Raw genomic sequence first — 15,636 nt, 5'->3', positions numbered from 1 at the left:
AGGGCGATGAACAGGATTTTAATCAAAAATGCTAAAATTGTAAACGAAGGATCAATTTTTGAAGGTGATGTATTGATCGAAAACGACTTAATAGTTGAAATTTCAGATAGCATCAGCCTAAAAACATCTGATTGTAAAGTTATAGATGCCGAAGGAAGTTATTTAATTCCGGGTGCAATTGATGATCAGGTTCACTTTAGAGAACCGGGATTAACACACAAAGGAGATATAGAATCAGAATCAAGAGCGGCAGTTGCGGGAGGAATTACTTCTTTCATCGAACAGCCAAATACAGTTCCAAATGCCGTTACTCAGGAAATTCTTGAAGATAAATACGTGATTGCTTCCGAAAAATCATTTGCGAATTATTCGTTTATGATGGGCGCAACCAATGATAATTTGGAAGAAGTTTTAAAAACGAATCCAAAAAATGTTGCCGGGATTAAAATATTTCTTGGTTCTTCTACCGGAAATATGCTGGTTGATAAAGAAGAAACTTTAGAGAAAATTTTCTCAAGTACACCAATGTTAATTGCGGTTCATTGTGAAGATGAAACTACAATTCAAAATAATCTTGCTGAATACAAAGAACAATATGGTGATGATATTCCGGTAACGGCGCATCATTTAATCCGTAGTGCGGAAGCTTGTTATATTTCGTCTTCTAAGGCTGTTGCTTTGGCGAAAAAAACAGGAGCAAGACTTCATATTTTTCATCTTTCAACGGCGAAAGAAATGGAGTTGTTCACGAATAAAATTCCATTAGAAGATAAAAAAATTACGGCTGAGGTTTGTGTACATCATCTTTGGTTTACCGATGAAGATTACAAAACAAAAGGAAATTTCATTAAATGGAATCCGGCTGTTAAAACCGCTGAAGATCGTGCTGAACTTTGGAAAGCTTTGAATGATGGACGAATCGATGTTATTGCAACAGATCACGCGCCTCATACCAAAGAAGAAAAAATGCAGTCGTATTTAAAAGCCCCATCTGGAGGTCCGTTAGTACAACATGCTGTTGTTGCTATGTTTGAAGCGCATCATCAGGGGAAAATTACAGTAGAAAAAATCGTGGAGAAAATGTGCCATAATCCGGCTAAAATATTCAAAATTGAAAAAAGAGGTTTTATCAAAGAAGGTTATTTTGCCGATTTGGTAATCGTGAATCCGAGTTTGCCATGGAGTGTGAAACCGGAGAATATTTTGTATAAATGTGGTTGGTCACCGTTTGAAAATTTTACTTTTAAATCGAGAATCACCCATACTTTTGTAAACGGAGAAATGGTTTATAATAATTTCAAAGTAAAAGACATCCGCGCCGGAAAAAGATTATTGTTTGACAGATAAAAAAGATAAATGAAGAATTTTGTATTTATAATATTGGTATTGTTTCTTTCTGTAAGTTGTAAAAAAGAATTGGTTAAAGAACCAAAACGACTTATTGAGAAAGAGAAAATGGTTGATATTATGTATGATTTGTCTCTTTTGGATGCAATGAAATACCAAAATCCATTGTCTTTAGATTCTATTGATGCCGATCCGAAGAAATTTATTTTAAAAAAATATAAGGTTGATAGTTTGCAGTTTGCACAAAGTAATATTTATTATGCAGCTGATTATGATACCTATAAAGATATGTTTGACGAAATTAGTAAACGTTTAGCGGTACAGCAGAGGGCAGCCGATTCAATTGTGAAAATTGAAGAAAAGAAAGCTGCGAAAGCTGCTGCTAAAAAGCCTAAAGTAAAAACGAATGTAAACGATTCTATAAAAAAACCTTCAAGACGTATAAATATTGATTCAATAAGAAGGACAAGACAGATAAGATAGTTTTTTTACAACTTCGAATCTTTTATATATTGATGAACATCCAGAAAAACCGTTCCCAGAGCGGTTTTTATTTTTTCATTTGAATAGGGATTTTTAGAATAAGAAGCTTTTGCGGTTGCTTTGGTCATGCGTCTTTTTTGAAAAAATAAAGTTGAAAATATTCCGTCAGCTATCCAAAGGAAATTCATGAATATTGGTGTTGCGTGAATAGTTGGTTTTTTTACTTTTAAAGTATCAGCAATTGTATTTAGGATATCTCTGAAAACAATATTATCGGCAATTAAAGTAAAACGTTCATTTTTGATGTCGCTTTTCATTAATTCAAAAGCAATTCTAACTACATCATTTACTGTTATAAAGCCAGTGTTCCCTAATGTGTAAAACGGAAGCCCACCAGCGACTTTCCGATACAGTTCATTGCTGCCCTCAAGAAAAATTCTTGTTGTTGCAATTGGTCCTAAAATTACACCTGGATTTATTATAATAATATCTAAACCTTCCTGAACAGCTCGCCAAACTTCCATCTCGGCACCATATTTAGAAATGGCATAATCGCTGTGTGGTTTTTCGGGGTTCCAATCTGTTTCTTCGGTAATATAAGTTTCATGCGGAGCCAAATCTCCTAAAGCGGCAATCGAGCTAACATAACAGAATTTCTTGATTCCTTTGGCAAGAGAGAAATTGACCATATTAGCAGTTCCTTCAATATTGGTCTTTCGCAGTATATCTTCATCTTTTGGATCAAATGAAATGAAAGCGGCGCAATGGTAGACGAATTCAATATCAATAAAAGCAATTTCGAGAGAAGGAACGTCTAAAATATCGGCTTCAAGCCAATTAATTTTTTCAAATAAATCAGTTTTTTCATAAAGTTCAAAAACCGATTTTGTTTTCTGAATGTTATTTGGGGTGCGGTAAATTGCACGGACATTTTCTCCGTTTTCAATTAAATGAAGTAATAAATGCGCACCAACTAAACCTGTTCCTCCAGTTACTAATACCATTTTGTAAAGATAAGTTTTTGCTTTTTTGCCACAAAGGCGCAAAGGCACAAAGTTTTTTCATTTTGCACCAAAGTTTTAAATTTTTGCAATTCTTCTTTGTGTCTTAGGGCCTTTGTGGCAATTACATTGAAATTGTTTTTTGATATTGATATTGACATTGTTTACATTTGCACAAATTATTTTAAAAATGAAGAATCTAGTTGAAGAATTAAAGTGGCGCGGGTTATATCATGATAGCATGCCAGGAACGGAAGAACAATTGCTAAAGGAAGTAACTACGGCGTATATTGGTTTTGATCCAACGGCAGATTCACTACATATTGGTAGTATGGTTCAGATTATTTTATTGGTACACTTAAACAGAACTGGTCATAAAGCAATTGCTCTAGTTGGTGGTGCGACCGGAATGATTGGTGATCCATCTGGAAAATCTGACGAAAGAAATTTACTGAACGAAGAAACTTTGGCTAAAAACGTAGCTGGAATCAAAAGTGTTTTGTCTCGTTTCTTAGACTTTAATTCAAAAGAAGCAAATGCTCCGGTTATGGTAAATAACTATGACTGGATGAAAGAATTCTCGTTTATTGATTTTGCCCGTGAAGTTGGAAAACGTATCACAGTGAATTATATGATGGCGAAGGATTCTGTAAAAAAGAGATTAAGTGGAGAAGGGGAAGGAATGTCTTTCACAGAATTCACCTACCAATTGATTCAGGGTTACGATTTTTACCATTTATATAAAAACAATGGCTGCCTTTTGCAAATGGGAGGTTCTGATCAATGGGGTAATATTACCACAGGAACAGAATTAGTACGTAGAATGGGTGGGGAAAATGCAAAAGCATTCGCCTTAACAACACCGTTAATTACAAAAGCTGACGGATCTAAATTCGGAAAATCTGAAGGTGGAAATGTTTGGTTGGATGCTGATAAAACTTCAGTTTATAAATTCTACCAATTTTGGGTAAACGCAACAGATGTTGATGCTGAAAAATATATTAAAATCTTTACTTTCTTAGACAAAGAAACAATTGACACTTTAATCGAAGAGCACAAAGCGGCTCCACATTTAAGAGTATTGCAAAAGAAACTGGCTGAAGAAATCACGATTTTTGTTCACAGTAAAGAAGAATTAGAAAAAGCGATTCAGGCTTCGAATATTTTATTTGGAAACTCAACTTCAGAAGATTTGAAACAATTGGATGAGGCTACTTTTTTAGAAGTTTTTGACGGAGTTCCTCAGGCAGAAATTGCAAAAGCTGATCTTGAACATGGTTTGGATATTGTTACTGTTTTAAATGAAAAAACAGGTTTCTTTAAATCAAACGGAGAAGCGAGACGTGCTTTAACAGCAAATTCAATATCTGTAAACAGAGAAAAAATCAAAGAAGATTTTGTTCTAACAGCAAATGATTTAATCAACAATCAGTTTGTGTTGTTGCAAAGTGGGAAGAAAAACTATTTTGTGATTAGAGTGGTTTAATTACAAAACCATTAAGTTACAACCACGAATATCAGAATTATCAAAACGTCCCAATACCTCGAAAGAGTTGTTGGGATATTTTTTGCCCAAATCCTGCGTGGCAATAAAAGAGCATGAATTGATATTGGCCAAATCAATAACATTAATTCCGCCGGTTTTTCCGTCATTCACGTAAGTGAGGGCATCTTCGGGATCGCGAACTAAAATATGCATCCAGGACGGACATTCGAAAATACCTTCACCTAAAGAATAGGCTTGTGCCAAAAGTTCTGTCATTCCATATTCGGAATGAATAGAAGAAACACCAAAACCTTTGCAAAGCTGTTCGTGTAATTCTTCACGAATCATTTCTTTACGTTTTCCTTTCATTCCTCCGGTTTCCATGATAATGGTATTTTGAAGGTTGAATTGATGTTTTTCAATCAAATCTAACAAAGCGTAGGTAACACCAATCAAAATCACATTTTGCCCGGATTCATCTAAAGCGGTTAGTTTTTTAATCAGGTCATCGTGATTGTGCAAATAAAACCCACTCTCGGCCTGATTGGATAGTTTTATTAGGTCTTCGACCATATAAATTAACGAAGAACCGTCGCGTTCCAAATAAGACGGCAAAAGGGCTAAAACAACGTAATCTTCGATATTGCCATAAAACTGCGAGAATCCTTTTCGGTAGCTTTCTTCATATAGGGAAACATCGGTCACTAAATGTCGGCTGGTGATCATTCCGGTTGTACCGCTGCTGGTAAAAGTAACCTGAGGAGAATCTGAATTGGAAACTACTTCGTGGCTTTTGAAAAACTGTATCGGTAAAAACGGAATTTGTTCCAGTGATTTTACCTGTTGTGGATTCACTTTTAAAAAATCACAGAAATCACGATATACCTTATTATTCTCGTGCTGAAAACGAAACACTTTTAGTGCTATTTTTTCAAATTGTTTCTGACTTGAAATGGTAAAGATATCGTTGGCTGTAATCAAAACTTTTTTGTGCAAAGATATTAATAATTGGAAGAAGTAAAGACAATAAAAAAGCTCCAATGTTTATTTTGGAGCTTTGTTTTTTTATGTTTTACCGAATAATGAGCTTTCGGGTTGCAGAGGCATCTTGTTCGTATATTTTGATGATATAAACGCCGGGAACCAAATCAGAAACGTTTAATTCTTTTGAAGACAAATGGGTTTGGATTACTTTTTTTCCTAAAACATCAAAAACGATCACCTCTTTTTCTAAATCATTTTTAGAAGAGATATAAACCTTTCCGTTTGTCACTGGATTAGGGTACAAGCTTAGACCCTCAATAGTTGTGGGCTCTTGAGGTTTTGGTAATTGCTTACTGTCTTGTGCTGAAACACTTACAGTAAAGAAAAATGCCAATAAGAATGTAATATAAAAGTAGTTTTTTGCCATCGCGTAATTTTGGTTACAGTAAATATACAAAAAAGTTTTCAAAAATTACGCCAAAAAAAAACATCCTAAATATTTAGGATGTTTTTAACATTTTGATTGTGATGACTATAGCTTTTCTAATAAGTTAACACCGTCAACGATTGCCCACGCTCCAGGAGTTAAAGCAGCTCCAGTTGCAGTTGTACTTGTTGTGAAGTTTCCTGTAGGGAAAGCTACTGTAAATCCTGCAGCACCAGTTCCTGTTAAAGGAGTTGCAGCTTCAGCAACTTTTACGTTTAACATTTTTATTTTTCCACCAGCAACCTGATTTGTATTTGTAGCAGCTTCCTGAATTCTTACTGCAACAGATCCTGTTGTAGTATATCCTGATATTACAACATTTGAATATTCACCGTTTCCTTCTTTTTTGAATTGGATTGCATCATATTCTACAGAACCTGAAGCTTCAGTTGTTGTTCCAGCAGCTCTTCTTAAAGTAATGTTAGAAACTTTAGGAAAAAACAAATTGTTTACGCTTTTTGCTTCGATTTCCATTCCGAAATTTCCAGCACCAACTTGGTAAGCATACCAGTTAGTGTTAGCCTGGCCTTGCCATCCATCTTGCCAGTCAAACGAATCATCTGTGTTTCCGTAAGAAATTAAGTTTTTAGCACTTACAGTTCCTCCGTAAAATTCGAAACCATCATCAGCACCTTTGTAAGCAACTAAGTTTTCTAAAACTGTTCCTGAACCTACTGCGTAAAATGAAAAACCATTCATTTCTGAATTTCCATCAAGAATCTTTTTTCCAGCATATTCTACACGAACATATTTTAATGAACCACTGCTGTGAGTAGGATTAGAACCACCATAAACGATGTTTGTTCCATCTTCTGAAGTAGCAGTAGTTATCGGTGTTCCATCAGCAGTTTTTCCTGAAACGATTGGAGCATCACCAAACATAATTATTCCACCCCATGAACCTGCAGTTTTAGATTTTTCTGTAAAAACAACTGGTTCTGCTGCAGTACCTGCAATGTTTAAAATACCACCTTTTTCAACTAATAAAGCATCTGAACCGTTAGTTGCATCAGCAGTGATTGTAGATCCTGCGTCAAATGTTAATGTTACACCACTTTTTATTCTTACTGTACCACTTAGGGTATATGTTCCTTTGATAAAAGTTTTTGAAGCTGTAATATCTCCTGTAATTTCACCTGAACCAGTAGCTGGAGGCGTTACAACATCATCGTCGCTAGAAGAACAACTTGCGAAAATCAAGCTTATTAGAGAAAGACTTAAGACTAATTTTTTCATTTTTAATGATTTTAAAATTATTTTTTTGTGTTATTTATTTGATTCAAAAGTACTATTGAGGTTTCTAAATTTAGTTAGCTAATTGTTACTAAAGTATTATATAACAATTAGCTGTATGTAAATTTTATGTTACGTGCTAAAAACAAAAAAGAGCCTTACGACTCTTTTTTGTTTTTATTAAAATGTGTATCCAAGATTAACAGAAAATCCAACTCCTTTTTTATAATCACGAACGATTAATGAACTTTCAGTAATATCTATAGTACTGTCTTTTCCTAATTCTTTTTTATAGTAAGGATTCAGTAAATTTTCTGCACTAAATTTTAATTCGATATTTTTTGAAAGATTACTTGTCCAGATAAAATCTAATTTGCTAAATGATTTTTCATAAATGTGATCCATTCCTGAAGAACCTACAGCGAAGATTCTGTCTCCATAAACATTATAAACTAACGTCATCGAGTTTTTCCAGTCATTGTTTAATTTAAAGTCATACTTAAGGTCACTGTTTATAATCCAGTTTGAAGCTCCCTGAAGTTTACGATGAGTGCTGTTTTCAAGCTCGTTTCCTTGTTGTGTTAAATCAATCTTAACATCAGTACTCATTACAGAAGTATTGAATCCGAAAGTAAAGTTAGATAGTGATTCATTAATTCTGCTTAATTGTAAACTCATTTCCAGTTCAGCACCGTAAATTATAGCTTGCTCAGAATTTTTGAAGGTTGTGATCTGGCCACCACTATTAGCAGTTGGTTTAAAAACTCTTTCGATTGGATTCTCAATCATTTTTCCGAATGCGCCAATAGCAAAAACTTCTTTACTATTAGGAAATAATTCGTATTTGAAATCAACATTGTAGTTGTCGCTGTCTAATAAATCTGAATTTCCACTTTCAGAAGTTCCATCAGCATTGATGTAGTTGATCGGAAGTAATTCCATTGCAACTGGTCTTGTGATAGTTTTGCTTAAAGAAGCACGTAGATTGCTGTTTTCGTTTAAAGCATATTTACTGTTTAAAGATGGTAGGAAATCCAGCTTGTCGTCATTTTTAGTTCTGTAAGGGCTTCCAAAAGGGTCTCCTAATTGTCTGTATTTAATTTCGCGGGTTGAACTTTCAGCTCTTAATCCAGCATTTAAATCAAATTTTTCGCCAAATGTCCAATATAAATTAAGGTAACCAGCATTAACGAACTGATTTAATTTTACTTTGTAATCTCCGTTAGATTCTTCCTGTACGTACAAAATCCCGTTATCGATATCCTGATTAATTTCAGAACTAATTGTATTTAGGTTGGCAGTATAATTTTTCTCTATATTCTTTCTTCCAGAGAAAAAACGGTAGCTTGATTCCATGTCATTGATGAAATTGTTATATCCTACAGTAAGATTGTTCATCTTTTCTTTGTCACCAAATTTAAGGCTGTACTCTGCAAGAGCCGAGAAATAAAAGTTTCCACTTACATCTAAATACTGACGGTTTAAGTTGTTACCTCCATAAGACATATTGATCTCATCATCATTCAGTTTTGAACCTGTAATAAATTTTCTGTCAGGCTGTTGGAAACCCGTTTTTACGTATGAACCCCCTGCTTTAATAGTTTGTTTTCCGTCTTCAGTCAATTTGTAATCACCAAATAATTGCGTATTCCAATATTGAGATTCTTCAAATTGATTCATTCTGATAAGATTGTTGGTTACGTTTGCCAAACTGTTAGTGTAACCTAACTGATCCTGGATTTTGCTTTCAGTAGCCTGAATAAACAAGGTGTTGAAGTTCAGGTTCAAACGATTTGTTTTATATTTTAAACCCGCTAAACCAGAAAACGTTGTTTGGTAAGCATATGTTGTGTTATATAAGTTGTTGTCGTAATTACCCTGACCAAGGTTAAAAGTTCTTTCAACTCCTTCTCTAAAAATATATTTATTGTCAAAGTTAACCGAGATGATGTAACTTATGTTTCTTTCTTTTTCAAGACTAAATTTTTGCGAATGTAAAAAGCCAATACTAGAATTTAACGGACTGGCAGTTTCATCAACATCCCAGTTTTTATCTCCATAGGCATTATGGTATTGATCCGGAGATAATTTTATACCACTAGGAACTGATCCAAAAACAGATGGAAGTTCTCTTTTATTTCCTAAAAGTCCAAAAGTTCCTTCAGTTGTATTGGCATCATCCGATAGAAGGAATTTCTTTAAATTATTGTTTGTAGTATATCCAAATCCAACATTCAATTTAGTAATGTTTTTTGGCTGGCTGGTTTCGATATTAACAGTAGCTCCTGCAAAATCACCTGAAATATTTGGATTAAATGTTTTATAGATATTTAAAACTCCTACAATGTCAGTTGGAAATAAATCTAATGGAATTATTTTTTTGAAAGGACTGTTCGAAGGCGTTTGTAAATCATTTACCAATAAATTGTTGTAGCGATCCTCAAGTCCTCTGATAAATAAACCTCTACCGTCAACTTTTGTGATTCCGGTAACTTTAGTTAATCCATCTTCAACATCACTTACTCCTTTTCTAGACATCTCTTGTGCACCAATACTTTGTTTGATAACAACAGCGTTTTTTTGGTCTAGTAATAAGGCAGTTTCTTTTTCTCTACTGCTAGTGTTTTTTACTACAACATCTTTAAGAGTATAACCTCCTGAAGAAAGGACCTGGTCTAAAGTAACAGTTTCATTTGCTTTAACAGTTACAGGTTTTTCTACAGATTCATATCCTATGAAGCTAAAAATAATAGTATAAGTTCCAGGATTTACGCTTAACGAATATTTTCCGTCAATGTCTGTGTTAGCGCTAATGTTAGTTCCTTTAAGAAGGACATTTGCAAATGGTAAAGGCTGATTGTTAGATTCTTTGTCTGTTAATAAGCCAGAAATTGTACCTTTGTTTTGTGCGATTGAAATCGTACAGATAAATAATGTGAATAATAGAAATTTTAAATTGAATTTCATTTCAGTGTTGTGTTTAATTTATTTTTGTGCAAAGAAATGACCGTACTGTAAAGTTCATGTTAGCTACTTGTTATGTTTTTGTTCCTTGAAGATTATCAAATTGTTACCAAATTAAATTACCGTTAACACGAATTTTTAACCGTTGATTTATTGTTATATTTACCATCGCAATTAAAAATCATCGGATTTAGAAGAATAGAATTTGATGAAAAAAACTCAATTTTTGCTATTTTATGAAAAAAACACAAACCAAGATCTTATTAGTTGACGATGAACCGGATATCCTGGAAATTGTAGGCTATAACCTTGCTCAGGAAGGCTATCAAATTGTAACAGCTTCAAATGGAAAAGACGCCATAGCAAAAGCTCAAAAAGAATTGCCGGACTTAATTATTATGGATGTGATGATGGCTGAAATGGACGGAATGGAAGCCTGTGAACACATCAGAAAAATTCCTGAATTAAATAATGTTATCATAACATTTTTAACAGCCAGAAGTGAAGATTATTCTCAAGTTGCTGGTTTTGATGCAGGTGCGGATGATTATATTACCAAGCCAATAAAACCAAAATTATTGGTCAGCAAAGTAAAGGCTTTGTTAAGAAGGTTAAAAGAACAAGAAGTGGTTAGCGATACCTTAAACGTTGGCGGCATCGAAATTAACCGTGAAGAATATAAGATCATTAAAGGTAATGTCGAAATCGCTTTGCCAAGAAAAGAATTCGAATTGTTCTACTTATTAGCTTCAAAACCCGGAAAAGTTTTTAAAAGAGATGAAATCCTTGATAAAGTTTGGGGTAACGAAGTAGTTGTAGGAGGAAGAACAATCGATGTTCACATTAGAAAACTACGTGAAAAGATTGGAGAAGATCTTTTTAAAACAATAAAAGGAGTAGGGTACAAATTTGAAGTCTAAATCTTCAATTTAAATTTAAACCATATAAGTGATATAAATTCATTTTAATTATGGTCTCTACTTTTGTAATCAAAGTCAATCTTTGTCAAAATTAAATTTTGATAAAGATTGACTTTTTTAAAATTCTTATTTGATTCACAGAAATAAGCTTTACTTTTAAATGAGCTTATATTTCTTATATGGTGAAAAGAATAATTTATAAATGGTTATCAAATATTTCAATGAAAATTAATTTTAAAAAAACATACAAGTTTGCTGTAAAATCGGCATTATACATAAGCCTTTTTGCTACTGCATTCGTACTGATGTTAATGTCGTTATTTTATAAAGGCCAATTGAATCATCAGATCGCTTTTGGAATAATTTTTATTTTGTCAATTTATATTTTCTCTTTTTTGGTTCTTCAATATCGTGTAGAACGCTTCATCTATAGAAGAGTGAAAAAAATCTACGATGAGGTTTCTTTATTAGAATCCACTACATTAATCAATCAGCCAATTACTACGGATATGGAAACGCTTTCACGAGAAGTGAAAAAGTTTGCAACCGATAAAAAACTGGAAATCGAAATGCTCGAAATTCGTGAGCAGTACAGGAGAGAGTTTTTAGGAAATGTTTCGCATGAACTTAAAACCCCTTTGTTTACTGTTCAGGGTTATGTTTCTACTTTATTGGATGGCGCTATGGACGATAAAAACATCCGAAAAAAATATTTAAAACGTGCCGAAAAAGGAGTTGAGCGTCTTATCTATATTGTCGAAGATTTAGATATGATTACCAAACTAGAATCCGGTGATCTGGATTTGAACATAACCGATTTTGATATTGTAGAATTGATTCAGAATGTTTTTGATCTGTTAGAAATGAAAGCGGACAAAAAGAAAATCAAACTGGCTTTTGAAAGCCGAAATGTAAAATCAGTTATTATTCGAGGGGATCAGGACAGAATTCAGCAAGTTCTCGAGAATTTGATTGTGAACTCCATTAAATACGGAAAAGACGGTGGTCTGACCGAAGTGGGTGTTGTGAATTTAACCAAGAAAAAAGTCCTAATCCGTATTAGTGATAATGGTGAAGGCGTTGAAAAACAAAATATCCCAAGACTTTTTGAACGTTTTTACAGAGTAGATAAAAGCGGAACCCGATCTGAAGGTGGTTCTGGTTTAGGTTTAGCGATTGTAAAACACATTATTGAAGCGCACAAAGAGAAAGTTTATGTAGAAAGTGAGTTCGGAATTGGCTCAGAATTCTCTTTTACACTAGAAAAAGCGAATAAAACAATAAAAGCGGAGGTTAAATAATTGTAACTTCAATCAACATAAAGTCGCGTAGAATATGACATATTGATCTCAGTAATAATTGCCTAACTATTTCGAAACAAATATTCTCATAATGGTAACATCCTGTTAATGATTTCTTAACATAGATGGTTACATCTTTGCACCCGAAATTGAGTGTCAAAGAAAAAAGAAATAATGAAAATAAAACTTTTAGCAATTTTACTGTTATTGACTTGTGTCTCAAATGCACAAGAATTAAGTAAAGAAGATGTAAAAAAAGAAGTAGTTCGACTTCTTGATTCTATAAATAAAGCAAAACTTCCGGAAACTAAATCTGGAGGTGGGATCGAAGAACATTGGTACGATAAAATTTCTTTAAGAGGTTATGCTCAAATTCGTTACAATGGTTTGTTTTCGACAAACGATAAAGTTGCTTGCGACCAATGTGACAGATCTTGGGGAACAACATCAACCGCTCCAGACGCAAAAGCAAACAACGGACTCTTTATTCGTCGCGCTCGTTTAGTGTTTTCAGGACAGGTTCATCCTAATGTTTTCTTTTATTTCCAACCTGATTTTGCCAGTTCACCAGTAACTGGAATCCAAAATTTCGTTCAAATTCGTGATTTATATTTTGATCTTTCTTTTGATAAGAAAAGGGAATATCGTGTTCGTGTAGGGCAAAGTAAAATTCCGTATGGATTCATAAACATGCAGTCTAGTTCTCAACGTTTAACTTTAGACCGTGCTGATGGAATAAACAGTTCAATAGCAAATGAACGTGATTTGGGGGTCATTTTTTATTGGGCCCCAGCAGAAATCAGACAACGTTTTGAAATGCTAGTAAAAGATGGTTATAAAGGCTCAGGCGATTTTGGAGTTTTTGCCTTTGGAGTTTATAATGGACAAATCGCCAATAAAATTGATGCCAACAGAGATTTGAATGTTGTGGCAAGAGTAAGTTATCCTTTTGTGATTGGAAGTCAGATTATTGAACCTGGTATTCAGGCTTATGATGGAAAGTGGGCTTTTACAGACGAAATTTCTACAGGCGTTACTGTCAATAATCCAAAATACGTAAAGGATGAAAGAGTAGGTGCAACTTTTGTTTTGTATCCAAAACCTTTCGGAATCCAAACCGAATATAATATTGGTAAAGGCCCCCGATATAATACTGCAACAAAAACAGTTGATGTATCTAGTTTGAATGGAGGGTATGTTTTACTGAATTATAAATGGGATATCAAAAAACAGCATATTTATCCCTATGCCCAATTTCAATATTATGATGGAGGCAAAAAATATGAAAAAGATGCCAGAAGTTACGTCGTGAGAGATTACCAATTTGGTATCGAATGGCAACCAATCAAAGCATTTGAATTAACTGCAGAATATGTTATCGCCGACAGAACTTTTGAAGACAGTGCGCGCCCTATTAACAGACAAGAAGGAAATTTATTGCGTTTACAAGCGCAGTTTAATTTCTAAACTAGTCTTCGAAAACAGAAAATAACTTGTCCCAATCGATTTCATTTTTAAATTGAGACAAACCTTTAAACGACTTTACTTTTGAAAGATCTTCAATGGTAAAGTCGTCTTGCATTGCGTAAGGTACTAAATTCTCTTCCTGAAGTTTAATCGCCAGATATTCCTGCTCATATTGTCCCGGAGTCGGGATAAAAAAAGCTTTTTTACCCAATTTTGCCAAATCCATTACTGTTGTATAACCAGAACGGCACAGCACAAACTCACTCTCATTAAAAGTTTGTTCCAGTTGTTTTGAGTTCATGAAATTATAATAGGTAACGTTTCCGGCTTGCCATTTGTTTTGTGTTTTCTCCACAATTCCCTGTACAAAAACAACTTTGCCATTAAAGTTTACAATTTCCTTTTGTAATTTTTCGTCCAGATAAGTACGTTGAGGCTCTGGTCCGGACAAAATAACCATTAAATCGTATACTTTCGGCGTTTCCTTTTGACGCATTCTGCTTAACGGACCAATATATTTTAAGTTCAGGTCAGTATTTTTTAAATGTCCTAATTCACCAGTAAGATTGGCGCCTTCATTGGTATCAGGAACCCAGCATTCGGTATATTTTTTAATAATATGCTGATGACATTTACTGGTAAACCAAGTGGTGTTTCCAGTCATCACATTCAATTGATGTGTCATAAAAACAGATGGAATTCTTCGGCTAAAAACTCCCAAACGATTGTCTGAGATAATACCGTCAATTCCGTGTTTCTTAATCCAGGAATTCACTATTTTTTTCTCATCCAAAATGGCTGTAATCATTTTCGGAAGATTCTTAATCAGTTTCCATTTGAAATTTTTACCATTTTTAGCATATTCAATATGGTAAGAAGGTAATTCTAAGGTTTGTATGTAAGGAAATTCTTTTCGAAGTAACGCAAGCGCAACTCCATCAGAAGCTATAATCGGAATAAAATTATTTTCCTGAAGCGCTTTTATAATCGGGATGCATCTAGTGGCATGGCCTAATCCCCAGTTTAACGGAGCAACTAAAATTGTTTTGTTCGCAGAGTAGTCAATGCTCATAGTTTAACGCTTTTTAAAAACGAAGATAAAGAAATATGTTTTTTATGGTATTTCGCACACATTACTAAATTATTAACTGTATATTTTATTTAAGGTTCTAAGTTGCTAAGCAGCTGAGGGACTAAGGTTTGACAAATAAAAAAGCCGAACATAAGTTCGGCTTCAAAGTTTTGTATCTCACAATCTCAGCATCTCAGAGCCTTAGCACCTTAGTACCTCTGAACCTTCCTCTAATCCTGAATATAGGTCTTATTTCCATTTTTATTAATGTAGTATTTTCCACCTCTTGGGCCTGTGTATACTTTTTTGCCATTGTATTCTCCCGTAACCTTGTCCGGTACAGATGGTGCTTTTTCGTTCGTTTCTTTTAAAGTTTTACTAGCTGTTTTTGAAGCTGTTTTTTTAGTTGCGGTTGCCTCTTTTTTAGCAGATTTTGATGCTGCATTGGCAGTGGCTGCACTAGTTTTGGCTTTATCAGCACTGCTTTTTGCTTTTGCTGCTTCTTTGTCTGTTGTTTTTTTAGTAGAACTTGCTGCTTCTTTTTTAGCTTTTGATGCCGCTACAGTTGCGTCATCTGCTGATTTTTTTGCTTTTGCAGCTTCTTTATCTGCTGTTTTTTTAGTGGAGGTTGCTGATTCTTTTTTAGCTTTTGATGCTGCCGCAGTTGCATCATCTGCCGATTTTTTAGCTTTTGTTGATTCTTTTTTTGCATCGGCTGCTGCTTTATCTGCATCAGCTTTTTTCTTTTTAGCCGTTGCTTCACTCTTGGCTTTTGTTGTGGTTGCAGTTTCCTGAGCATAAAAATTACCAGACAAAACAACTAAAAAACAAAGTAAAAATAATTTTTTCATGAGGTTAAGAGTTTAAAATTCAATTAAAATTAATCAATTT

General features: G+C 34.0%; 13 protein-coding genes. 6 read left to right on the top strand and 7 right to left on the bottom strand.

Annotation, left to right across the window (positions count from 1 at the left end; translation table 11 throughout):
* Window positions 1-6 precede the first annotated feature (6 nt).
* Both AC3ITQ_RS03100 and AC3ITQ_RS03095 read left to right on the top strand, forming a co-directional pair.
* Window positions 7-1,347, top strand: a complete 1,341-nt coding sequence (locus AC3ITQ_RS03100; protein ID WP_489236769.1) for a dihydroorotase — start codon at window positions 7-9, stop codon at window positions 1,345-1,347.
* A 9-nt stretch (window positions 1,348-1,356) separates the two neighbouring features.
* Window positions 1,357-1,830, top strand: a complete 474-nt coding sequence (locus tag AC3ITQ_RS03095; protein ID WP_489236768.1) for a DUF4296 domain-containing protein — start codon at window positions 1,357-1,359, stop codon at window positions 1,828-1,830.
* A 5-nt stretch (window positions 1,831-1,835) separates the two neighbouring features.
* On the opposite strand, the gene AC3ITQ_RS03090 is transcribed toward AC3ITQ_RS03095, so the two are convergent.
* The gene (locus AC3ITQ_RS03090) at window positions 1,836-2,834 is read right to left on the bottom strand and encodes an NAD-dependent epimerase/dehydratase family protein (RefSeq protein WP_489236767.1); all 999 of its coding nucleotides are present in this window, start codon (window positions 2,832-2,834) and stop codon (window positions 1,836-1,838) included.
* Between the two features lie 187 nt (window positions 2,835-3,021).
* On the opposite strand from AC3ITQ_RS03090, the gene tyrS reads away from it, so the two are divergent.
* Window positions 3,022-4,317, top strand: a complete 1,296-nt coding sequence (gene tyrS / locus AC3ITQ_RS03085; RefSeq protein WP_489236766.1) for a tyrosine--tRNA ligase — start codon at window positions 3,022-3,024, stop codon at window positions 4,315-4,317.
* Here tyrS and AC3ITQ_RS03080 read toward each other — a convergent pair whose 3' ends face one another.
* The 4 genes from AC3ITQ_RS03080 to AC3ITQ_RS03065 all read right to left on the bottom strand — a co-directional run bounded on the left by AC3ITQ_RS03080 (window position 4,318) and on the right by AC3ITQ_RS03065 (window position 9,988).
* Window positions 4,318-5,298: a LuxE/PaaK family acyltransferase gene (locus AC3ITQ_RS03080; protein ID WP_489236765.1), complete on the bottom strand. Its 981-nt coding sequence runs from the start codon at window positions 5,296-5,298 to the stop codon at window positions 4,318-4,320. It lies immediately after the preceding gene.
* A gap of 91 nt (window positions 5,299-5,389) precedes the next feature.
* Complete coding sequence (locus AC3ITQ_RS03075; protein WP_072969701.1) at window positions 5,390-5,728, bottom strand: T9SS type A sorting domain-containing protein; 339 nt, start codon at window positions 5,726-5,728, stop codon at window positions 5,390-5,392.
* Window positions 5,729-5,833: 105 nt separating this feature from the next.
* Window positions 5,834-7,024 carry a hypothetical protein gene (locus AC3ITQ_RS03070; RefSeq protein WP_489236764.1) on the bottom strand — a complete coding sequence of 397 codons (1,191 nt, stop codon included), beginning with the start codon at window positions 7,022-7,024 and terminating at the stop codon, window positions 5,834-5,836.
* 177 nt (window positions 7,025-7,201) lie between these two features.
* Entirely contained in the window at window positions 7,202-9,988 is a 2,787-nt protein-coding gene (locus AC3ITQ_RS03065) for a TonB-dependent receptor (protein WP_489236763.1), read from the bottom strand.
* Window positions 9,989-10,221: 233 nt separating this feature from the next.
* On the opposite strand from AC3ITQ_RS03065, the gene AC3ITQ_RS03060 reads away from it, so the two are divergent.
* The 3 genes from AC3ITQ_RS03060 (at window position 10,222) to AC3ITQ_RS03050 (ending at window position 13,673) form a co-directional block, all read left to right on the top strand.
* A complete protein-coding gene (locus tag AC3ITQ_RS03060) occupies window positions 10,222-10,905 on the top strand; it encodes a response regulator transcription factor (RefSeq protein WP_026983516.1) in 684 nt (227 codons plus the stop codon).
* A 221-nt stretch (window positions 10,906-11,126) separates the two neighbouring features.
* The gene (locus AC3ITQ_RS03055) at window positions 11,127-12,206 is read left to right on the top strand and encodes a sensor histidine kinase (RefSeq protein WP_489236762.1); all 1,080 of its coding nucleotides are present in this window, start codon (window positions 11,127-11,129) and stop codon (window positions 12,204-12,206) included.
* A gap of 171 nt (window positions 12,207-12,377) precedes the next feature.
* Window positions 12,378-13,673: a porin gene (locus AC3ITQ_RS03050; protein WP_489238881.1), complete on the top strand. Its 1,296-nt coding sequence runs from the start codon at window positions 12,378-12,380 to the stop codon at window positions 13,671-13,673.
* Between the two features lies 1 nt (window position 13,674).
* On the opposite strand, the gene AC3ITQ_RS03045 is transcribed toward AC3ITQ_RS03050, so the two are convergent.
* Both AC3ITQ_RS03045 and AC3ITQ_RS03040 read right to left on the bottom strand, forming a co-directional pair.
* Window positions 13,675-14,745 carry a glycosyltransferase gene (locus tag AC3ITQ_RS03045; protein ID WP_489236761.1) on the bottom strand — a complete coding sequence of 357 codons (1,071 nt, stop codon included), beginning with the start codon at window positions 14,743-14,745 and terminating at the stop codon, window positions 13,675-13,677.
* Between the two features lie 230 nt (window positions 14,746-14,975).
* On the bottom strand, window positions 14,976-15,596 hold the full coding sequence (locus AC3ITQ_RS03040; protein WP_489236760.1) for a hypothetical protein: 621 nt from the start codon (window positions 15,594-15,596) through the stop codon (window positions 14,976-14,978).
* Window positions 15,597-15,636 lie beyond the last annotated feature (40 nt).

Source organism: Flavobacterium sp. KH_001, assembly GCF_057840745.1.
This window is presented reverse-complemented; position numbering and strand designations above follow the sequence as displayed.